Origin of the sequence: Aequorivita sublithincola DSM 14238, assembly GCF_000265385.1 — a bacterium.
GTDB lineage: Bacteria > Bacteroidota > Bacteroidia > Flavobacteriales > Flavobacteriaceae > Aequorivita > Aequorivita sublithincola.
In genome coordinates this window covers 2216997-2236809 of record NC_018013.1, presented here as the reverse complement: position 1 = coordinate 2236809, position 19813 = coordinate 2216997, and the positions used below count along the sequence as shown (strand labels likewise).

16 protein-coding genes are annotated in these 19813 nt (G+C 35.8%); 8 read left to right on the top strand and 8 right to left on the bottom strand.

Features of this window, described 5'->3' with window-relative positions; translation table 11 throughout:
• Positions 1 to 176 precede the first annotated feature (176 nt).
• A complete protein-coding gene (locus AEQSU_RS10235) occupies positions 177 to 1412 on the bottom strand; it encodes an ABC transporter permease (protein WP_014782787.1) in 1236 nt (411 codons plus the stop codon).
• Positions 1413 to 1421: 9 nt separating this feature from the next.
• Here AEQSU_RS10235 and AEQSU_RS10230 point away from each other — a divergent pair, with 9 nt between their 5' ends.
• Positions 1422 to 2741: an exo-beta-N-acetylmuramidase NamZ family protein gene (locus AEQSU_RS10230; RefSeq protein ID WP_014782786.1), complete on the top strand. Its 1320-nt coding sequence runs from the start codon at positions 1422 to 1424 to the stop codon at positions 2739 to 2741.
• A gap of 220 nt (positions 2742 to 2961) precedes the next feature.
• On the opposite strand, the gene AEQSU_RS10225 is transcribed toward AEQSU_RS10230, so the two are convergent.
• The 4 genes from AEQSU_RS10225 to AEQSU_RS10210 form a co-directional block, all read right to left on the bottom strand.
• Positions 2962 to 3456 (bottom strand): YkgJ family cysteine cluster protein, encoded by a 495-nt coding sequence (locus tag AEQSU_RS10225; protein ID WP_014782785.1) that lies wholly within the window; start codon positions 3454 to 3456, stop codon positions 2962 to 2964.
• Between the two features lie 75 nt (positions 3457 to 3531).
• Positions 3532 to 5169, bottom strand: a complete 1638-nt coding sequence (locus tag AEQSU_RS10220) for an amidohydrolase (RefSeq protein WP_042492433.1) — start codon at positions 5167 to 5169, stop codon at positions 3532 to 3534.
• 81 nt (positions 5170 to 5250) lie between these two features.
• Positions 5251 to 6990, bottom strand: coding sequence for a porin family protein (locus tag AEQSU_RS10215; RefSeq protein WP_014782783.1), 1740 nt, complete (start codon positions 6988 to 6990; stop codon positions 5251 to 5253).
• Between the two features lie 108 nt (positions 6991 to 7098).
• Positions 7099 to 10113 (bottom strand): tetratricopeptide repeat protein, encoded by a 3015-nt coding sequence (locus AEQSU_RS10210; protein ID WP_014782782.1) that lies wholly within the window; start codon positions 10111 to 10113, stop codon positions 7099 to 7101.
• Between the two features lie 215 nt (positions 10114 to 10328).
• Here AEQSU_RS10210 and AEQSU_RS16845 point away from each other — a divergent pair, with 215 nt between their 5' ends.
• The 4 genes from AEQSU_RS16845 (at position 10329) to AEQSU_RS10190 (ending at position 13619) form a co-directional block, all read left to right on the top strand.
• The gene (locus tag AEQSU_RS16845; RefSeq protein ID WP_014782781.1) at positions 10329 to 11069 is read left to right on the top strand and encodes a transposase; all 741 of its coding nucleotides are present in this window, start codon (positions 10329 to 10331) and stop codon (positions 11067 to 11069) included.
• Between the two features lie 66 nt (positions 11070 to 11135).
• A complete protein-coding gene (locus tag AEQSU_RS10200) occupies positions 11136 to 11621 on the top strand; it encodes a tail fiber protein (protein ID WP_014782780.1) in 486 nt (161 codons plus the stop codon).
• Positions 11618 to 12988: a hypothetical protein gene (locus tag AEQSU_RS10195; protein WP_014782779.1), complete on the top strand. Its 1371-nt coding sequence runs from the start codon at positions 11618 to 11620 to the stop codon at positions 12986 to 12988. Before AEQSU_RS10200 ends, AEQSU_RS10195 begins: the two co-directional genes overlap by 4 nt.
• Entirely contained in the window at positions 12936 to 13619 is a 684-nt protein-coding gene (locus AEQSU_RS10190) for a cell division ATP-binding protein FtsE (protein ID WP_014782778.1), read from the top strand. Before AEQSU_RS10195 ends, AEQSU_RS10190 begins: the two co-directional genes overlap by 53 nt.
• 133 nt (positions 13620 to 13752) lie before the next feature.
• On the opposite strand, the gene AEQSU_RS10185 is transcribed toward AEQSU_RS10190, so the two are convergent.
• Complete coding sequence (locus AEQSU_RS10185) at positions 13753 to 15387, bottom strand: S8 family peptidase (RefSeq protein ID WP_014782777.1); 1635 nt, start codon at positions 15385 to 15387, stop codon at positions 13753 to 13755.
• A 206-nt stretch (positions 15388 to 15593) separates the two neighbouring features.
• On the opposite strand from AEQSU_RS10185, the gene AEQSU_RS10180 reads away from it, so the two are divergent.
• Genes AEQSU_RS10180 through AEQSU_RS10170 form a run of 3 tightly spaced genes read left to right on the top strand, consistent with a single transcriptional unit; the run spans position 15594 to position 18203 of the window.
• Complete coding sequence (locus tag AEQSU_RS10180; RefSeq protein WP_014782776.1) at positions 15594 to 16388, top strand: class I SAM-dependent methyltransferase; 795 nt, start codon at positions 15594 to 15596, stop codon at positions 16386 to 16388.
• Entirely contained in the window at positions 16385 to 17281 is an 897-nt protein-coding gene (locus AEQSU_RS10175; RefSeq protein WP_014782775.1) for a glycosyltransferase family 2 protein, read from the top strand. The genes AEQSU_RS10180 and AEQSU_RS10175 overlap by 4 nt, the downstream gene beginning before the upstream one ends.
• On the top strand, positions 17274 to 18203 hold the full coding sequence (locus tag AEQSU_RS10170) for a glycosyltransferase family 2 protein (protein ID WP_014782774.1): 930 nt from the start codon (positions 17274 to 17276) through the stop codon (positions 18201 to 18203). Before AEQSU_RS10175 ends, AEQSU_RS10170 begins: the two co-directional genes overlap by 8 nt.
• Here AEQSU_RS10170 and AEQSU_RS10165 read toward each other — a convergent pair.
• Positions 18186 to 18599, bottom strand: a complete 414-nt coding sequence (locus tag AEQSU_RS10165) for a sugar 3,4-ketoisomerase (RefSeq protein WP_014782773.1) — start codon at positions 18597 to 18599, stop codon at positions 18186 to 18188. The two genes, AEQSU_RS10170 and AEQSU_RS10165, sit on opposite strands and share 18 nt — an antisense overlap.
• Positions 18586 to 19695 (bottom strand): glycosyltransferase, encoded by a 1110-nt coding sequence (locus AEQSU_RS10160; RefSeq protein WP_014782772.1) that lies wholly within the window; start codon positions 19693 to 19695, stop codon positions 18586 to 18588. The genes AEQSU_RS10165 and AEQSU_RS10160 overlap by 14 nt, the downstream gene beginning before the upstream one ends.
• Positions 19696 to 19813: the final 118 nt, after the last annotated feature.

Genomic DNA, 19813 nt, shown 5'->3' with positions numbered 1-19813 from the left:
TATAAATAAATAATTTGTATCATGAAAGTTTGGTGCGCACCTGTACATTTAGAAATACGCCGCAAATGAAAAAAAAAAAACGAATTGAAGAATATTTACATGTTAAATTTTAAAAATAATAAGATCTTTTTAAAGTAGGGATTAAAAGGTTTGAGATTGCTTCACTCCGCTCGAAATTACTCAAACCGAATAGCCCGAACAGGAGATATTTTCGAAATAATAAAGGAAGGAATCAAAAGCATTAAAAGACACAATAGAAATGTGCCTGCATTCAGTATTAAAATATAGTCCCAATGTAGATAAACGGGTGCTTCATTTACATAATAAGTATCCGGATTTAACTTGAACACTTTGCCGTATTTCTGAATTAAAAGTAAACCAATACCAATCACATTTCCCCAAAATAAACCAACTCCAATTAAATACATTGCGTTGTAAAGAAATATTTTCCGAACGCTCCAATCACTGCTGCCAAGGGCTTTCAAGATTCCTATCATTTGGGTGCGTTCTAAAATTAAGACCAACAATGCGGTAATCATATTGATGCCTGCAACCAAGATCATAATACCAATAATCAACGCAATGTTGAAGTCAAACAGGTCAATCCATTCAAAAATGGAGGCGTATTTTTGGCGAATGGTTTGGGTGTCTAGTGTACTTCCGGTTTCGTTATAAACTGCATTACCGATGGGGACAATTTGGTCAAAATCATTCACAAAAACTTCAAAAGCACCAACTTGATCTTTTTCCCATTTGTTCAATCGTTGAATATGCCGAATATCCGTTAAAACAAACTGTTCATCAAACTGCTGGAAACCGCTGTTATAGATTCCCACAATATCGAAACCGCGACTACGTGGAGTTTTGGACACTTCGTCGTTTAAAAAGAAAGTGGTTACTTTATCGCCTAATTTTAGATGAAGACGATTTGCGAGATATTCCGAAATTAATATATCTTCATTTAAATCGCCTGTAAAATCAGGAAGTTTCCCTTCAACTAAATAATCTTTAAAATATTCCCAATCATAATCTTCGCCCACACCTTTAACTACAACGCCTTCAAAATCGGTTTCTGTACGGATTACACCGCCTTTAGAAGCAGTAACCTGCACGTGTTTTATACCGTCAATACTTTTAAACGTTGGATAAAAGTCTTGATTTTTTGAAATTGGATTTTGGGAATCGTTGGAGAAATTGGTGTCGAAATTCGAAATTATTATATCACCATTAAAAGCAGAAACCTTTTCGCGAATCTTTTTTTGAAGTCCGAAAGTTGTAGCAATCGAAACAAGCATCATAATAATGCTAAGCACAATTGCAGTGATTGCAATTTTTATTATCGGTGCCGAAATACTACTTTTATAATCCTTAGAAGCAATAATGCGCTGGGCGATGAAAAATTCGAAATTCACTACGATTATATGGGGTTAACTTTTTTCAAAAATACAGTTTTATTGGTTGTTTTGACCATTTTTTCCTGTGGAAGTTCTGTTGAGAAGAAAGAGGAAAGAGGTGAGAAGGCAGATGGCGGAATTCGGGTGACGGATGACGAAAATTTGATAACGGATGTAGAGGGTGCAATCGTACTTGGTATAGATCAGTTTCGGCTTTACTCTGAATTGTTGAAAAATAAAAACGTGGGCGTGGTGGCCAATCAAACGTCTATTAAGATAGATATGATGCGGAATTACTTAAATGATGGAACGGAAAAAATTGAATATCAACAAACGCATTTAGTAGATTTTCTACTTTCGAAAAAGGTTTCAGTTCAAAAAGTTTTTGCACCAGAACACGGTTTTCGAGGAACTGCAGATGCTGGCGAACACGTGAAAGATGGTGTTGATTCAAAAACAGGCGTTCCTTTAATTTCGCTTTACGGAAGTAATAAAAAACCATCGCAGGAACAATTGAAAGGAATTGACGTTGTGGTTTTTGACATTCAAGATGTTGGCGCACGGTTTTACACCTACATTTCCACGCTTCATTACGTTATGGAAGCTTGTGCAGAGTTGGGAATTCCAGTAATCATTCTGGATCGTCCAAACCCAAATGGTCATTACATTGATGGCCCCATTTTAGAAAAAGAAAATCAAAGTTTTGTGGGAATGCACCCCATTCCTATTGTTCACGGAATGACTATTGGCGAATACGCTTCAATGATTAATGGTGAAGGCTGGTTGAATAATTTAGAGCAAGATTGGTCAAAGAAAAAAATGTATTGTGATCTTACCATAATTGAGATGAAAAATTACACACACGCAACTCCATATTCACTTCCCATAAAGCCTTCACCAAACTTACCGAACGACCAAGCCATAAATCTTTATCCAAGTCTCTGCTTTTTTGAAGGAACATTCATAAACGCGGGCCGTGGAACCGAAATGCAATTTCAAGTTTTTGGAGCTCCAAGCTTACCAGTTTCAAAATATAATTTTGAATATACCCCTCAACCCAATGAAGGCGCAAAAAGTCCAAAATTTAAAGGGCAACTTTGCCACGGAAAAAATCTTCAGAAAGAACCTCGTTTGAATAAAATAAATTTAGAATGGCTTATCGAAGCATACAACGCCAACGGAAAAAAGAAAGATTTTTTTAATTCATTTTTCGTGAAACTTGCCGGAACGGATAGACTTCAACAACAAATTGAACAAGGTCTTTCTGCGGAAGAAATTAGGGATTCTTGGAAGCCAGGGTTAGCAGAATTTGAGAAGATTCGGGCGAAATATTTGATGTATCCTTGAAAAGAGTCGCAGTCGCAGTTTTCAGTCGCAGTCGCAGTTTACAGTGAAAAATGGAAATCTATTATAAACTTATAGTAGATTTTTATTCAGTTGTCCATTTCAATTCTTAATTGAACTCAAAATTTTCGAAAATATTTAGTTTGATTATTTCGGAATCAAACTGATAACCGAAACTGCGACTGTGACTGCGACTGCGACTGCGACTGCGACTGAAAACTCTTTACTTATTCAAAAGTCGTTTCATTTCTTCAACAATGTTGAAAGCCGCAGGACAAATTTCAACATTCTTCATTGTTAAGTTTGAAATCTGTTGAAATTTCTTTCGGTCTGTATGAGGGAATTCGCGGCAAGCTTTAGGTCTCACATTGTAAATACTACAATAATTATCAGCTCCCAAAAAAGTACAAGGAACGCTTTGTAGCACGTAATCTTTGTCTTCATCAATCCGCAAATAGGTTTCGATGAATTGTTGCGGCTTCATTCTAAAATGCTTTGAAATTCGCTCTACGTCTTTATCGGTAAAAAGCGGTCCAGTGGTTTTGCAGCAGTTTGCGCAGGTTAAACAATCTGTTCTTTTGAATTCTTCCTCGTGCAATTCTTGCATCAAACTGTCCAAATGTTTGGGCGGTTTTTTCTTCAGCTTCGCAAAAAACTTTTTGTTTTCGACTTCGACTTCTTTTGCTTTTTGTGGAAAGTGTTTTAGAATGTTTTCCATCTTCAATTTTTCTCTGAACTCTCTATGTCTTTGTGGTAAAATAACACCACAGAGGCACAGAGGACACGAAGGTTTTTATTGGGCGTTATAAACCATTTCGCCATTTATGAAAGTTGCGATTACTTTTGTGTTTGAAAGTTCTTTTTCGTCAACTTTCATAATATCTTTATCAAGAATCGTGAAATCTGCAAATTTTCCTACTTCAATGCTTCCTTTTTCATTTTCTTCAAAATTGGCAAAAGCCGCCCAAATTGTCATTCCTTTTAAGGCTTCTTCACGAGTTAGCGCATCCTTCATTTGAAAACCATCTTCGGGATAGTTCTTTAAGTCTTTTCGCGCAACGGCTGCATAAAAAGTGTACATTGGGTTTACGTGTTCCACTGGAAAATCGGTTCCTAAAGCCACCATTCCAGCTTCATCAAGCAATTTCTTATAGGCATAAGCGCCCTTCATCCGTTCTGCTCCTACTCTATCTTCAGCCCAGTACATATCGCTTGTTGCGTGAGTTGGTTGTACGGATGGAAGAATATTGTTATTATCATCAAAATAATTGAAATCTGGTTCAGAAATAATCTGCGCATGTTCCACTCTCCAACGTCTGTCGGTTTTTCCTTCCAAAGCTTTTTTGTAAGCTCGCAAAACAGCAATATTGGCAGAATCGCCAATGGCGTGAGTGTTCATTTGAAACTCGGAAGCTGCAATTTTTTCAGCTAAATAATTCAAACTATCAGCAGTTGTAATCATTGCTCCAAAATGGAGTTGCATGTCGCTGTACGATTCGCGCATTGCAGCACCGCGGGAACCCAAGGCACCGTCTGCATATACTTTAAATGAACGGACACTTAATCTATCAGTTTTTTGAATTCCCTGCTTCAAATAATAATCAAGATTTTCAGGACTGTTGCTAACCATTGCATAAATTCTAAGTTTGAATTTTCCTTCTTTTTGAAGTGCATCAATAAGTTCAATAATATTTCTATTTAAACCTGCGTCATCAACGGTTGTTAAGCCATAGCTAAGAGCAATCTTTTCAGCTTCCAAAAGTGCTTCGGTGGAAACTTCACTTGTAATTTCGGGAAAAGTTTTAGCGATTAAATCCATTGGAGCATCGATAATAATTCCAGATGGTTCACCATTTTCCAAAACTATTTCGCCGCCGGCAACTTTGGTTTTTGAAGTAATTCCAGCCAACTCCAAAGCTTTCGAATTAACCAACATCGCGTGGCCGTCAATTCTGCGCAAAGAAACAGCTGTATCGGGAAATAGAGAATCCAATTCCTTTTTAGTTGGAAAATTTTTATCATCCCAATCATTTTGATCCCAACCACGTCCAATGATATAGGGCATATTTTTTTCTTCCTGAAAAGCTACAACACGCCCCAAAATCTCATCGAAACTCGTCGTTCCAACCAAATCTACATTCTGTAAACCCAAACCAAGACCATATAAATGTGCGTGTGCATCAATCAATCCCGGAACTACAGTGTTGCCTTTGGCATCATAGGTTTCTTTGATCGTATATTTTAATTCCAGTTCAGGTTTTAAACCTATTTCAAGAATTTTTCCGTCTTTTACCACCAGCGCATTTGCTGTACTGAAATCTTTGTCAACCGTATAGATTGTTGCGTTTTTTATTAATAAATCTGCGGGAAGTTTTTCTGGGGCGCAGGATGCAATTGATATTGCTAATAAAAGAAATAATAGTTTTTTCATAATTGGTTTTGTTGAAGTGTAAAAATAGAAAACATCCGCCAAAGACGAATGTTTTAAGAAATTATAATTTTTTTTAGAAAACTACCAATCAAACTTATAAGTTACTCCAGCCAATCCTTGAATTCCCTGCACAGGATAATTCAGCCATTTTTCGTAATTATTGCTGAAAAGATTACTTCCTTTCACAAAAATTGAAAGTCTATCCGTAAACCTGTAGCCAAAATTTAGATTGGCGTCCACATAGCCATCTAAGGTAACTTTTTCGTCAATAGTGGGAATATTGTTAATAACCTCTCGTCTCAGCAAATCGGTGCGTTCGCCAACATAAAACAAGGAAGCGCCACCATAAAGCTTTTCAGTAATATTGAAATTTGAAAATATTGACGCCTTTAAATCAGGCAAGTTCCACGCTTCATTTTGCAAATCTGTTCCATAATTATTATAAGTTCCGTTTATTCCCAAAGAGAATGTATTTGAAACTTCCACTTTCAATTCTGCGAAAAAAGCAAGGGTATTAACATCGTCATAAACTACGTTGAAGGAATTTCCATATTCGTACCCTTTAAAATTTGTGTTATAAATCTTTAAAGGATTCCTCTGAAAAAGCGCGCGGTTTTCATCCTTTCCGTAGGAAGCCCTCACGTTATAGGCGAACGAGTTTGAAAGTTTCCCCTTCATTCCCGCAAAACCTTCATACAGTTTTTTAGTTGGTGCAATATTCAAAGTTGGTGAAACAAAGGGATTTTCTTCCTTAAAGTTATAATAGGAATTTTGCTTTAACCCACCTTCTGCCCCACCATAAATAATGACCATTTCGTCTAGCAAACGGTAGGAAGCGTTCAATCTAGGATATAATGAAAAATCAGTCTCACTGTTTTCAGAATCCATACTTAAATATCCCGCAATTCCTAAGGAAACGCTTAGATCGTCATTTACAAATGATATGGAAGGCGCCAAGCCTACGTTTAAATAACTGTAATTTACATCTGAAGTATTTGCGTAATTTCTGTCGAAACTTCCACTTAAATAATCAACATCGCCATCTACTTTTAAAGTAACGTTTTCAATGGGAAACGAAAATTCTGGCTTGAAAGTCGCATTAAATTCCGAAGAAGAAAACGCATCACCCAAATAGCGAATATTCACGGCAGCTCTTTCAAAAAAGGAATCATCCAAAGCAATGCTTCCGCCGGCATAACCGCTAAAATACATTTGCAACGGATCAAGTTCTGCAATTACATTTTCAGGATATAAAAAAGAATTCTCCGGCAAACCGTACCAATTGTAAATTTGGTGCTCCGCCCCTATATCTAGCCTGTAAGTTACATCCTTTTGACGACTTGTATAATTGGCATCAAGGCTAGTATCGTAGTATTTATTGTCCAATTTCACATCTTTTATTTCACCCTGCGAAGAGTTGTGACGAAAGAAAAATCCAGCATTGTCCGTTCCACTAATTTCGAAATTGCTATACAATTCACCTAAAATAGAAGTGTAATTTCCGAAACCCAAAGTTGCATAATTGTCATACAACTTCACAGGTTTTGCTTTTTCAACAGTTGTAGCTTTCCCTTTTGAAGGTGTAAAAGTAGAAGCCACGGGAACAGAAAAAATGCTATACTTAACAGGCTTTTTTGTAGTTGAAATTGAATCGTTCAACGTTGGAGTTTCCTTTACTTTAAAGGCGTCAGAAATAGTGGGCGTGTATGGTTTTACAATATTTACCACTTCAGGATCCAATTCTTTTTCTTGGGAAAAAGCTGAAAATTGAAATAGAAATAATGCTGGAATTGAAAATAAAACGATTTGCTTTATGGACATATTTTCAAATTTTTTATTAATTTTTTTATAATATTCTTTGCGCCCTTTGCATCCTTTGCGCCTCTGCGGTAAAAACTACACCGCAAAGTCGCAGAGGTCACGGAGTTTTTAGTTTCCTGTTTCTACAGATGAATTGGTTTTTGCTTCTGCGTTTTTGATTACAGCTAATTCTGCTTTTGCCTCTTCAACCACTTCTGGAAAATCGGTGAAGTTTTTAGTTACACTTTCCAAAATGTAGGTTGCTTGGTACGCATCTTTTAATTCGTAAAAATTCTTCGCCATCAGCACCAATCCTTTGGCTCCGTATAATTTATAGCCAGAATAATCCTTAGCTAATTTCTGTACAGAAGCGTTTGAGGCTTCGAATTTTCCTTCCTTATTTTTGAAGTAAGCATCGAAATAAAGCGCTTCAGCAGCTAATTGACCAGTTGCAATTTTCTGCACTTCGGCATAAGCAGTTTTGGCTTTGGTTTCATTATTTGTTTTCATTGCCGAACGAGCAATAATCACTTGTGCATCACTTTTTATTGAATTGTCGATTTTTGAATTTTGAAGTACTTTCTCAGCATAATTTACTGCTTCGACATATTGCTTCAATTCATACGAAGCCTTCATACTATTGGTCTGTGCAAAAATTAAGTTCTGTGGAAAATCTGCTTCGGCTTCCAAACGCGTTAAATATTTTAAAGCGTTCTTATAATCTTTTTTGCCTAAATACAATTCTGAAACTCTTGCTAAAGCTTGTTCCGTAAATTCGCTTCTTTCACGATTTACCACGTATTCAAAATGTGGGATTGCCTGATCATTTTTCCCGTCAGTAAAATAAATTTGGCCTAAATAGAAATGTGCATTCTGTGCGTGTTGCCCATTTGGAAATTGCTTCAAATAATCCTCAAAACGGCCCTTTGCCTGACTTTGATTGTTTTCTAAATAAGGTTGCTCTGCAGCCAAATACGCAGCGTCGTCAAGTTCTGTATCGCCCACTTGCACATAATCCAAAGTTTTTACCCAACGGGCGTATTCGTCAACATTTCCTTGGTCTATGTAAATGATTTTTGCGGAAGCAACGGCTTGCAAAGCTTCAGGAGTTGATGGGAAATCCTTTGCCACTCTTTTGAAAATAGCCAACGCATCGTTACTTTTTCCAGTATTGTCATAAATCAGTGCCTTTTTCAGCAATGCTTTTGAAACGAAACTGCTGTTTGGAATGTCGCGAACCAATTGGTCATACGCCGAGATAGCTGCGTTTGTTTTATTTTGTGCCACGTAGGTATTTCCTAATTCATACAAAGCATCGTCGCGATAAACGGATTTTGGATATTTTTTTGCAAATGCAATCAATTCCTCAACCTTTTTATCGGGGCGATCCACAAAACCGTAGCTGATTGCTTTTTGAAATTGTGCATAATCATTATCACCTCCCATTTCAGCAGCAGCATTGTAGTTTTCCATCGCTGGCCAATATTGACTGGTCACAAAATAACTGTCGCCCAATCGCAAATAAGCATCTTTTTTCCGAACTGTTTCAGCGGAAGAAGAGCCAACATAACTTTTAAAATTTGAAATGGCTTCAGTGTAGTTCTTCAGTTTAAATTGATTGTAAGCTATATTATAATTCAAATTTTTGTTTTCTGAAGTGGTTTGAGAACCTGACATTTGTGCAAACTTTTTATAACCAGCCAACGATTTCTCAAAATTAGAAAGTTGATAATCGCTTTCAGCTTTCCAATAAGTTGCGCGTGCTGCAAACCTTGCATCCTGCGACTCTTTCATGCTTTTATCAAAAAACGAAATCGCTTCGTTGTAATTTGATTCGTTATAAAGTTCAATTCCTCTATAAAAGGCTACTTTTTGGTAAGCCGATTTATCTGCGAAATCTTTGTTGTTTTCAAGCAGATTAAAGGCTTCCTTGTAATTTTTTGAAGTGATATAACTGTCAATCAATAATTTTTTAAGTTCGTCGTTATTAGCGTTGCTTGGATATTTTTCAATAAACAAAAGCAAAACCTGTGGCGTGCTTTTATAACTGTTCCCAATTTCATAACTCAATTTTGCATAATTCAAATAAGCATCTTCTTGAATTTCAGCACTGAAATCCATTTCCGAAGCATTTTTAAAAGCATTTAATGCTTCTTGCTTTTTGTCTAGTTTCAAATAACTTTCAGCCAAATGATAGTAAGCATTTTGGGCCGTGGCATTCTTTCCATCAACAATTTTATTGAACTCACCGATTGCTTTTTCGAAATCACCTTCTTTGTAATAAGCGTAACCCAATTGGTAATAATCTGTGTTGTTCCATTTGCCACGCGTGCCTTTGTAGTCTTTTAAATATGGAATGGCTTCAGAATAGTTGCCTAGATTAAAATAACTTTCCCCAATAATTTTTGAAAGCTGACTCTTTTCTTCGGGACTGGATTTACTAAACTGCTCCTTCCCCATATCTATGGCTTTTTGGAAGTTTCCGAGTTTGAAATTCATATCGGCTTGGTAATAGGAAAGGTCTTCGGAATAGCGTTCTTCACCTTTTACTTCTTCAAAATTCTTGTTGGCTACTTCGTAATCATCGCCTTCATAAGCTATAAAACCTAAATAATATTTAGCCTGAGAACCATATTTCTGTGACGTGGAAACTTTGTTGAAAAAAGGTTTTGCATCGTCATAACGTTTCGCCTTAAAATAAACATAGCCATTGTTGAAATTGAAACGTTCTTGCTCACTTCTGCTCAAACTTCCTTGATCAACTTTATCGTACCATTTTTGTGCGAAAGGATATTTTCCGTTTTCGAAATAGTAATTTGCTACATCTATATAAGCAGAATTTCGTTTTAAACTCGTGGGATATTTTTCCACGAAACTTTCCATCAGCTGGTCGGCGTTTTGCTGATTTAAACGAACGGCTGCATTTGCAACATAATAGGCACAGTCACTTTGTACTGTTTCATCATCGCTGCTGTTCTTTATTTTATCGAAAAGACTTTGCGCGGCAAGATATTGGCCATTATTATATAATTCTAAGGCTTGGTTAAAATCAACGAGTTCGTTAGTATATGTTGCTGTTTGCTGGGAAAATGATGAAAATGAGAGGAATAGAAAAAGCGAAAAGACACAGAAATTCTTAATCATTATTTACAGTTTTGGTGGCGTAAAGATATTTAACTTTAAATGTAGCTTTCGGCGATACTGTAAATTTTTAAGGTTTAATTAACGAATGATTTTTTGGTGAATTTATTGTTATTATAACGCCGCAAATTACAATAAATTATATTGCTAATTTTTACAGGAATATTCCTTATTTTTAAGAGTTAGGATTCCGTTTAAAGATTTGAAATTAATACCTAATGAAAAAATTTAAGGGGAAATATAGAATTGAATCCATTCGTGCGCAATGGTGGGATTATGGTTGGAATGGGGCTTATTTTATAACCATTTGCACTAAAAACAGGAAACATTTTTTCGGGGAAATTAAGAATGGGAAAATGGTTTTTTCATCCTTAGGAATTATTGTTGATATATTATGGCACGAAATTCCAAATCATTCAAAACACGTTTCGTTGGGCGAATTCGTGGTTATGCCTAACCATATCCATGGTATTTTATTAATTGACAAACCGAATGGCGATGATATGGATTGTGGTTTGGATGACGATGGGTTAGAAGGCGTGGTTGACGGCGTGGTTGACGGCGTGGTTGACGGCGTGGTTGACGGCGTGGTAGAGACAAGGCATGCCTTGTCTCTACGGGGAACGATGGACAGAACAACGGACGGAACAACAAACAGAACAACAGACGGATCAACAGACGGATCAACGGGCGAAAAAACGGAAAAAACGATGGATGGAACAACAGGAAAAACGATTGGAAAAACCCGATTTCAAAATCAGGGAAAAAATACCATTTCGTCCATTGTGGGTTCCTATAAATCTGCGGTCACGCGACACGCCAATCGTTTGGAAATTGAAAATGGCTGGCAGAACAGGTTTCACGACCACATCATTCGGAACCACGATGAATATAATCGTATTGAAAATTATATTATCAAAAACCCACAAAATTGGAAGGATGATAAATTTCATAATTAATCATCAAAAAAAATCAAAAATGTTTGAATCCAAAAATATCCCTATTTTTATAAAAATTTAATGATCATGAAAAAAATCTTCCCTACAATAGTATTTGCAATTACACTACTATTCTGTTTTTCCGCCGCCGCACAGCGAAACCCTTTTAAAAACCTGTCAGAAAAAAACGGTAAAATAGGGATTGGAACTGATTTCCCCGACGAACTCTTAACGGTTAAAGGAAAGATTCATACACAAGAAGTATTAGTAGATTTAAATGGAGCCATAGCACCAGATTATGTTTTTGAAAGCTATTTCAACGGTTTTTCAGAAGCAATGCCCGAATACAAATTGATTTCCTTGGAAGAACTGGAAGCTTTTGTAAAGAAAAATAATCATTTGCCAAATGTCCCTTCTGCTGAGACAATGCAGAATGAGGGGATTTTTTTAAAAGAAATGAATTTGATTTTACTTAAAAAAATAGAAGAGTTGACGCTTTATATCCTTCAACAGCAAAAAGAAATTGATGTTTTAAAACAACTGGTTCTCTCTTCAGAAACAGTAAAAGAATGATTTTAAAAAAACCGTGGTCTTGGGCTAAAGAGTATCCTTACTCTTTCCTCTTAATTTTTGGCGTACTAGTTCGGATTATAATTTACGTGCTCTATTATGGTCATGTAAGTATTTTTAATGACTCCGAAGGCTACTTAACCATGGCCGAGATGATTAAAAATTGGGATTTCAGCAATTATGCCGGTACGCGCACTCCTGGTTATCCGTTGCTGATATTTTTGGCGAATCTTTCACTACAAATTACCACAATCTTGCAAAGCATACTTGGAATACTTACTTCTTTGATGCTTTTCTATATTTTTTATAAGAATAGCAAAAACCTTCATTTTTCGTTATTAATTGGGCTAATTCCTTCAATATTTTTACATCTTCTTTTTTATGAACGTGCAATTCTTACGGAAAACCTAACACTGTTTTGTTTGGTTTTTTGTGTTTGGCTTTTGTTCAAGTTTGATTTTTTTACGCAAAAAGTTAGTCTATGGAAAGTTTTGCTAATCGGTTTAGCTGCGGCAATAACTCTTATGGTGCGACCTATGTTTTTGATACTTCCACCACTTATAGCCTTTTATTACTTGGTTTTAAACTTTAGAAGTGGAATCTTTCACAATCTAAGCCGAATTTTTCTCTTTTGTATTCCAGCCTTCATCTTTTATTCCTTTTGGGTTTCGTTTAATGAAAACCATACGGGTTACAAGGCTATTACTTCCTTTTCAGGAATAAATGTTGCCCAGACCACCGTGTTTTTTGTTGAAAAAGCTGACGACAAATACGCAGATATTCGCGAAATTCATATTCGGAAAAGAGACTCGTTGATTGCCTCTGGCGCAGATGAAGCAATGGCTATTTGGCATGTTTACGCTGAATTGGGCAAAAAAGAACCTCTAACCGTTGCTGAATTTTCACAATTACTAAAACCAATGAACGACGACCTTCTTGAAAATAATAAGCTCGCCTATTTAAAACAAGTGGTTCATTCATGGTTGGATTTTTGGGGAACGGGAATGATGTGGAATTACGACTCTTTCCCAATAAAGGAAATTAAGTGGGCTTTGACTGGCGTTTGGCTATTTATAATGACTCCAATAATTATAATTCTGAAAATACTTTTTCTAATAATCTGTGCGTTTCATTTTTATACACGCATACGCAATAGAAAATGGTCATTTACTTTTGAATTCTTCTGTGTTTTACTAATTTTGGGCGCATCATTGGGGCAAGCTTTAGTTACCTTTGGCTCCAATGCCCGCTTTTCAATGCCCTTTTTTCCATTGATTCTTTTAGTTGTATTTCAATTTTACCTAAACAATAAAAAATATGTCCCAAGCCGTATTGGAATTAAAAAACGCCGCAATCTACCAAACCGATAATTTGGTGCTTTCCGACGTAAGCGTAACCGTTGATAAGGGCGAGTTTGTTTACCTAATCGGGAAAACCGGAACGGGAAAAAGTAGTTTTATGAAAACGCTTTATGGCGATCTTCCTTTAAAAGAAGGTGAAGGTCATATTGTTGGTTATAATCTTGCAACACTTAAAGAAAATGATATTCCTTTTTTAAGAAGAAAACTGGGCGTAGTTTTCCAAGATTTCAAATTGCTGAATGATCGCACAGTTCACGACAACCTTCGTTTTGTGTTAACCGCAACTGGCTGGAAAGACAAAGCAGGAATGGAAAGCAAAATAAATGAAGTGCTATCCAAAGTAGACATGAAAACAAAAGCCTTCAAATATCCTTACCAACTCTCTGGTGGTGAGCAACAGCGTGTGGCAATTGCCCGCGCACTCTTAAACGACCCTGAATTGATTCTTGCAGATGAACCAACAGGAAACCTAGACCCACAAACAAGCGTTGAAGTAATGGAGGTTCTCCGAGAAATAAATAAAAACGGAAACACCATCCTAATGGCCACTCACGATTATGCGTTGCTTCTTAAATATCCTTCAAAAACTTTGAAATGCGACGAAAATCAGATTTTTGAAGTTGTTCAGAAGACGGTTTAAAAAAGTATTCAGTGTTCAGTCGCAGTATTCATTAGCAGTATTCAGTAAGTAAGAATATTTAATGTTTTTTCAAACTGTCTTGTTTCAAAAAGTCGTGGTTCTAAACGTCGTGTTTCAAAACGACAAATCCGTATTAATCTTTCAATATACTTGGGTCGCGTAAACGTAATTCACATTCCTTTTTAAGTGTTGGATCTATTTTTAGATGAATTTTTCCAGAAGCGTTCGGTTTTAAAACGGTGTTTTCAGAAATTACTATTTGTTTCTTTGAAGTAAGATCTAAAGTAGCGTTTTCTGTAAATTGTTGGTTTTTAAGAATCACTTCAGTAATTGAAGTAAGTTTAAAATCCCAACGGCTGAAACGCTGATTTTCAATTTTTACAGATTCTTTTTCGGCAAACATTCTAAAAACCATTTCCACGGCGCGTCCTGTGTTTAACATTCCAGCGCCATACATTCCTGCGTATGGTTTGTTGGGTTCTACATCATCGATATTTGTAGAAGTAAATTTAATAATGCTCTCCACCTCTTCCGCTGGAAGACAAGGATAGAGTGAAAACATAAGTCCAACAGTGCCCGAAACTACCGGTGCAACAATGGATGTTTGGTTATATTCAGTCGTTACAATATTATTTTTCGTTTTAAGATCACCATAAAGAAAAAGGCCTGTTCCCGGTCCCAAAATATCAATTTTTGAATTTAAGTTACTTACACTAATAGGATAAAGGTCTGGGGTCTTTGTGGTATCATTATTTTTAAAACCTCCTGTTTGTCCCACATAATAACGAATGTCTTTTACATAATATAAATCTTGCTCTTTTAAATATTGAATGTTTTCAGTATAGTGCTCATATCTGTGAGAAGCCGAAGAAACCGCAATCACTTTGTCATAGGAAGCGGGATAATAGAACTCTTTTCCTTTAGAGGAGGAATACGGCGTGTTGTGGCCAATAGCAACTACTACAGTACCATTTTCCATCATTTCATAAATAGCTTGCTGCGCAGTTTCGTAGTATCTCGTAACACCCCAGCTACAATTAATAACTTTTACACCCAATTTGGAAAGTTCTAAAAGCTGTACCAAATTTTTATAATGTAAAAAATTTGTTCCGTATATACTACAATCATAACAAATTCCTGGGGCGCCAAACCCATTGTTCCCTTGGCCTGCGGCAATTTCTGCCGTTGACATTCCGTGACCCTTGGCACTAACAGATTTTTGTATAATTTTAGTTTTTCCAGCAAATTCTATATCATCTGGATCCAAGGTTCCGTCAGAAATACCAATAATAATATCTCTAGAGCCAGTAGTATAATACCAAGCCTTTGGAACTTCTAAAAAATCGAGATAATCAAAATTCCGCTGAACTCCTAAATTTTTTCCAATGGTGCTGGTGAGACCATAATCGTTAGGCTCAAATATTTTTTTGTCTTCTTCAGCAATTAATTCTCCAAACTCAAAGTGATTTGAAACATTTCGTAATAAATCCTGCATCAATGCGGCATTATCCGAAATCACAAAGAAGGTTTTTTTCAGGTTTTCTTTTTTGGCGTGTTTCCATGTTTTTTTAAAAGCCATGATTTTATAATTCTTTAATGCGGCTTTCAATCTGGCATCGTTTCCAGAATAGATTAAATAATCTCCCTTTTTTTCAAAGGTGGGAACAAAAGCAGTATCACGAGCCCTAAGATAAAACCAAGCATCTTCTTGGGCGATAGCCGAAAATGAGGAAAGAAAAATTATAGAAAGCAGGAATAAAATACGCACGAATTGTTTTTTACACAAGGTACTTCTTTTTTCAAAATTGAAGAAATAACTAAAGCCTACGAATATGACAAGTATAATCTTTAAAAAACGCCACGAATTCACTAATTTTTAAAAAGTTTGTTAGCCACAGTTACTTTTGCTCCCCGATTTATGTTTTATTCGTGAATTAGTAGCGAATAGTATTCTAAATAAAATATGTGTCCGCTATGAATCTGCGAATCAATTCTGAACATTTTTTTAGCATCCAAAAAAGATTGCTGTATTTTAGCAGAATGTATCAAACGCTTAAAAAAGTTGCACTTTCTGTGATTCCGCGAAAATTCCTCTTTGAAAACGAGGCGTTTTTTCGGTCTGTTTTTGCTTTTCACTTGCGTGGAAAAAATCACGAATGCACCGTTTGTGGTCGCGGAAATAAAGAATTCTTAGAAATTCCCGATGGCGATTTGCTCTGTCCTTTTTGCGGAAGTCGCTCGCGAACCCGAAGGCTTTATTGGTTTCTAAACGAGAATGATTTAATCTGCGGAAAAGTGTTGCATTTTTCGCCTTCACGAAGCGTTTATAGATTGCTAAAGAAAAACGCAAACATAACTTATTTTAGCACCGATTTTGAAGATGAATTTCTTGCGGATTATCGTTACGACATCACCCAAATTATAAAAGAAAACGATTTTTTCGACTTAATAATTTGCTACCATATTTTGGAACATATTGAAAACGATAAAAAAGCAATGGAAGAATTGCACCGCGTTTTGAAATCTGGTGGAACCTGCATAATTCAAACTCCTTTTAAAGAAGGAAATATTTACGAAGATTTTTCAAAAAAGACTTCAGAAGAAAGATTGGCGGCTTTTGGTCAGGAAGACCACGTGCGCATCTATTCGGTGGAAGGATTGCAAAAAAGATTGAATGAAAACGGCTTTATAAATGTTGAAATCAAAACTTTTCCTGCAAATGAGCGTTATGGTTTTATGGAAGAAACTGTTTTAATTGCCAAAAAATGATTTCCATACTCATCCCAACATATAATTATAACGTCTTTCCGTTAGTTGAAAACTTGCATAAACAGTGCGAAAATGCTGAGATTGCCTATGAAATATTGGTGGTTGACGATGCTTCCAATCACAAAAATATAATTGAAGAAAATTCAAAAATCAACTCATTGATTCATTGCAGTTTTCAAGTTTTGGAAGAAAATATTGGGCGAAGTAAAATCCGAAATCTGTTGGCTGAAAAAGCAAAATATGGTTGGTTACTATTTCTTGATGCAGACACTTTTCCTTCAAATTCAGAATTCATTTCAAAATACATTACGGCTCTTTCAAAGGGAAGTACGGTTATTTTTGGCGGAATTGGATATCCAGAAAACACTTCAAAAAATTTTAGTTTGCGTTATAAATATGGAACCGAACGAGAAAGTCTGCCGCTCTCAGAACGACTTAAAATTCCATACCGAAGTTTTATAACAATGGGCTTCGCTATTAAGAAAGAAGTTTTTGGGAAAATAAAATTCAATGAAAATCTTTCTGGCTATGGCTATGAGGATTCTGTTTTTGCCTATGAACTTCAAAAAAACAAAACTCCTCTGTTTCATATTGACAATCCTGTAATTCATTTAAATTTGGAAACAAATGCTGATTTTATAAACAAATCTCAACTTGCTCTCCAAAATTTGTTGAATTTTCATGAAACAGGCGCAATAGATGACGAAACTGTGAAAATATTAAAGACATATCTAAAACTAAAAAGAAGCAATCTTCTTTTCGGCGTGCGATGGTTTTTTAATCTTTCAAAAAACAAAATGCTGAAAAATCTAAATTCCTCAAAACCATCACTCTTCTATTTTGATTTATATCGGTTGGGATATCTAAGCACCTTAAAACCAGAAAATGCCTAAGTTTTCAGTAGTCATAGCGGTCTTTAATAAAGAAAAATATATTGCGGACACTTTAAAAAGTGTTTTGGCCCAGACATTTACAGATTTTGAAGTTGTAATTTTAAACGATGGTTCCACAGACAAAAGTGAAGCTGAAATCCTAAAATTCAAGGATCCGCGGATTCGCTATTTTTCAAAAGAAAATAGTGGCGCTTCCGCTGCAAGGAATTTCACAATCCAAGAAGCAAAATCTGAATATATTGCCCTTATGGATGCTGATGATTATTGGTATCATTTTTATTTAGAAGAGCAAAACCGTTTATTGACTGAGTTTCCCGAAGAATCAGTTTTTGCAACGGCCACAGAAATTAAACGAAATGGAAAAATATTTAAAAACAGTTATTCTATTAAAACCATTGAAAACGATGCTGTTGTCGTAGATTATTTTGAAGCAAGTCAACTCGATTCTGTATTGTTAAGTATTTCCACAGTATTAAAAAAAGAAGTTTTTGAAAACGCGGGTTGGTACAATCCAAAAATAAAAAGCGGCGAAGACACAGATCTATACGTAAGAATCGGTTTAAAATACAAAGTAGTTTTTAGCCCAAAGGTATGCGCGACTTATCTGGTTCGGGAAAATAGTCTGTTTAAAAGTATAAAAAACCTGGATGAAAAAGCAAATTTCGAAGCATACGAAGTTTACGAAGAAGAAAATCCTGCTCTTAAAAAATTCTTAGATTTAAACCGATATTCACTTTGCATTTTAGCCAAAGTGGAAGGAAATAAAGACGCTTTTCAGAAAAATTATAAGAAAATAAGCCCAAGGAATATAAGTAAGAAACAACGATTCCTTCTTCAGCAGAACAAAACGGTTTTAAAATATATGCTTAGAACTAAAAACGGTTTAGAAAAACTAGGTTTAAGGTTAGGCACCTTTAAATGATTTAAATTCATCGTATTCACGAATGTAATCACTCTCCAAAAACCGTCCTGAAGAAAGTACTAGACAGACCGATCCCGACGAAAAATTTTCCAGTTCTCTCCAGATTCCGGTTGGTATTAATAAGCCCGAATTAGGTTTGTTTAAAGTGACAGACTTTTTATTTTTTCCGTCATCCAGAATTACTTCAAAGCTGCCGCTTAAGGCTATTAAAAATTCCTGTTGCTCTTTATGGGAATGTCCGCCGCGGTATGCGCCACTTGGCACATCGTACAAATAGTACACCCGTTTTACTTCATAGGGTAAAAAACCTTCCTCAACAACAGAAAGGTTGCCACGAGGATCGGTGATTTTTGGAATGTCCAATAAATTGATGTTTTCTATTTTATTGTAAGGCATGTTGTAAAATTTGGTTCCACTTTGCTGCAATTTTCTCCATTGAAAATTTTTCTACAGAAGGTTTGGTGTTGCTTTTTAAGGTTATATAAAAGTTCTCATCAAAACATAAACGCTCCAAAGCTTCCGCAAATAAAGGTAAACTTCTTTCGGCAATCAACAAGCCGTTTGTTTGATGTTGCACAATTTCCGAAGGACCAGAAACTATATCCAATGAAATTACTGGTGTTCCTAACGAAAGTGATTCTACCAAAACCATTGGGAAGCCTTCGTATTTGCTGGTTAGCGTTACACAATGGGCGTTTTTAATGATTTCAAAAGGATTTTTTGTGAAGGGCAAAAATAAAATCTGATCTACACATTCTTTAGAAGTAGCCAATTCTTGAAGCATTTCTTTATCCTTTCCATCACCCAAAATCACAAGTTGAAAATCATTTTCCCAAACTTTTGATTGTGAAAAAGCTTCTATTAAAAATGAAAAATCCTTAATTGAATCATCTAATCTGCCGTAGGAAAGTATGAATTTCTTGTCTTGAAGAATCTCAGGAAAATCGCCAGATATTTCAGCCCAAGAAGGGTCAAAAGGGTTGTGAATTGTAACGGAATTGGTGATTCCTTCTTTTCTTAAAATTTCGTTTTCAATATATTCCGAAACGGCGACATTCAAAACATTTTCTTGACAGGTTTTTGAAAATGCCGTCGGTTTTTCAGTGAGATATTCAGTTTTATTGGAGCTATGAACTACGTAAATTTTGTTCAGTTCGCGATAGATAAATTTTGAATAGAACAGTTCTCGCTCAAAATTATTTTTAGGACGATGATCGATTATTACATCGAAATTTTCTTTCTTCAAATAATTCCGAAATTTTCGAAAACGCAGCAATCTTCTCGCCAGCGTGTCTTTTTTGGCTTTTAGCTTTCCTAAATTCAGCATTTTTCCGCTGTAAGGATAATCTATTTCATCATTCAGAATTACCAAATGCACATTGTGACCGTGTGCATCCAACATTTGTGATAGCATGGCGCAAGACCGCTCCAATCCACCTTTTGCAAGCGAAATGGAAACTAAGCAGACTTTAAATTTCTTTTCAGAAGTCATCTATTTTTATTGTGTATTTTTGACCGTATTAGACAAAGATAGGTTTCTATGAATACTTTTGCTGGTGTTTGATTAAAATAACCACAGAGGCACAGAGGACGCAGAAAATTTTTTTTAA

Bases quoted from the DNA above. Each gene is read 5' to 3' on its own strand.
- AEQSU_RS10230 (WP_014782786.1), top strand. From the start codon at position 1,422: ATGGGGTTAACTTTTTTCAAAAATACAGTTTTATTGGTTGTTTTGACC.
- AEQSU_RS10225 (WP_014782785.1), bottom strand. From the start codon at position 3,456: ATGGAAAACATTCTAAAACACTTTCCACAAAAAGCAAAAGAAGTCGAA.
- AEQSU_RS10220 (WP_042492433.1), bottom strand. From the start codon at position 5,169: ATGAAAAAACTATTATTTCTTTTATTAGCAATATCAATTGCATCCTGC.
- AEQSU_RS10215 (WP_014782783.1), bottom strand. From the start codon at position 6,990: ATGTCCATAAAGCAAATCGTTTTATTTTCAATTCCAGCATTATTTCTA.
- AEQSU_RS10210 (WP_014782782.1), bottom strand. From the start codon at position 10,113: ATGATTAAGAATTTCTGTGTCTTTTCGCTTTTTCTATTCCTCTCATTT.
- AEQSU_RS16845 (WP_014782781.1), top strand. From the start codon at position 10,329: ATGAAAAAATTTAAGGGGAAATATAGAATTGAATCCATTCGTGCGCAA.
- AEQSU_RS10200 (WP_014782780.1), top strand. From the start codon at position 11,136: ATGAAAAAAATCTTCCCTACAATAGTATTTGCAATTACACTACTATTC.
- AEQSU_RS10195 (WP_014782779.1), top strand. From the start codon at position 11,618: ATGATTTTAAAAAAACCGTGGTCTTGGGCTAAAGAGTATCCTTACTCT.
- AEQSU_RS10190 (WP_014782778.1), top strand. From the start codon at position 12,936: ATGTCCCAAGCCGTATTGGAATTAAAAAACGCCGCAATCTACCAAACC.
- AEQSU_RS10180 (WP_014782776.1), top strand. From the start codon at position 15,594: ATGAATCTGCGAATCAATTCTGAACATTTTTTTAGCATCCAAAAAAGA.
- AEQSU_RS10175 (WP_014782775.1), top strand. From the start codon at position 16,385: ATGATTTCCATACTCATCCCAACATATAATTATAACGTCTTTCCGTTA.
- AEQSU_RS10170 (WP_014782774.1), top strand. From the start codon at position 17,274: ATGCCTAAGTTTTCAGTAGTCATAGCGGTCTTTAATAAAGAAAAATAT.
- AEQSU_RS10165 (WP_014782773.1), bottom strand. From the start codon at position 18,599: ATGCCTTACAATAAAATAGAAAACATCAATTTATTGGACATTCCAAAA.
- AEQSU_RS10160 (WP_014782772.1), bottom strand. From the start codon at position 19,695: ATGACTTCTGAAAAGAAATTTAAAGTCTGCTTAGTTTCCATTTCGCTT.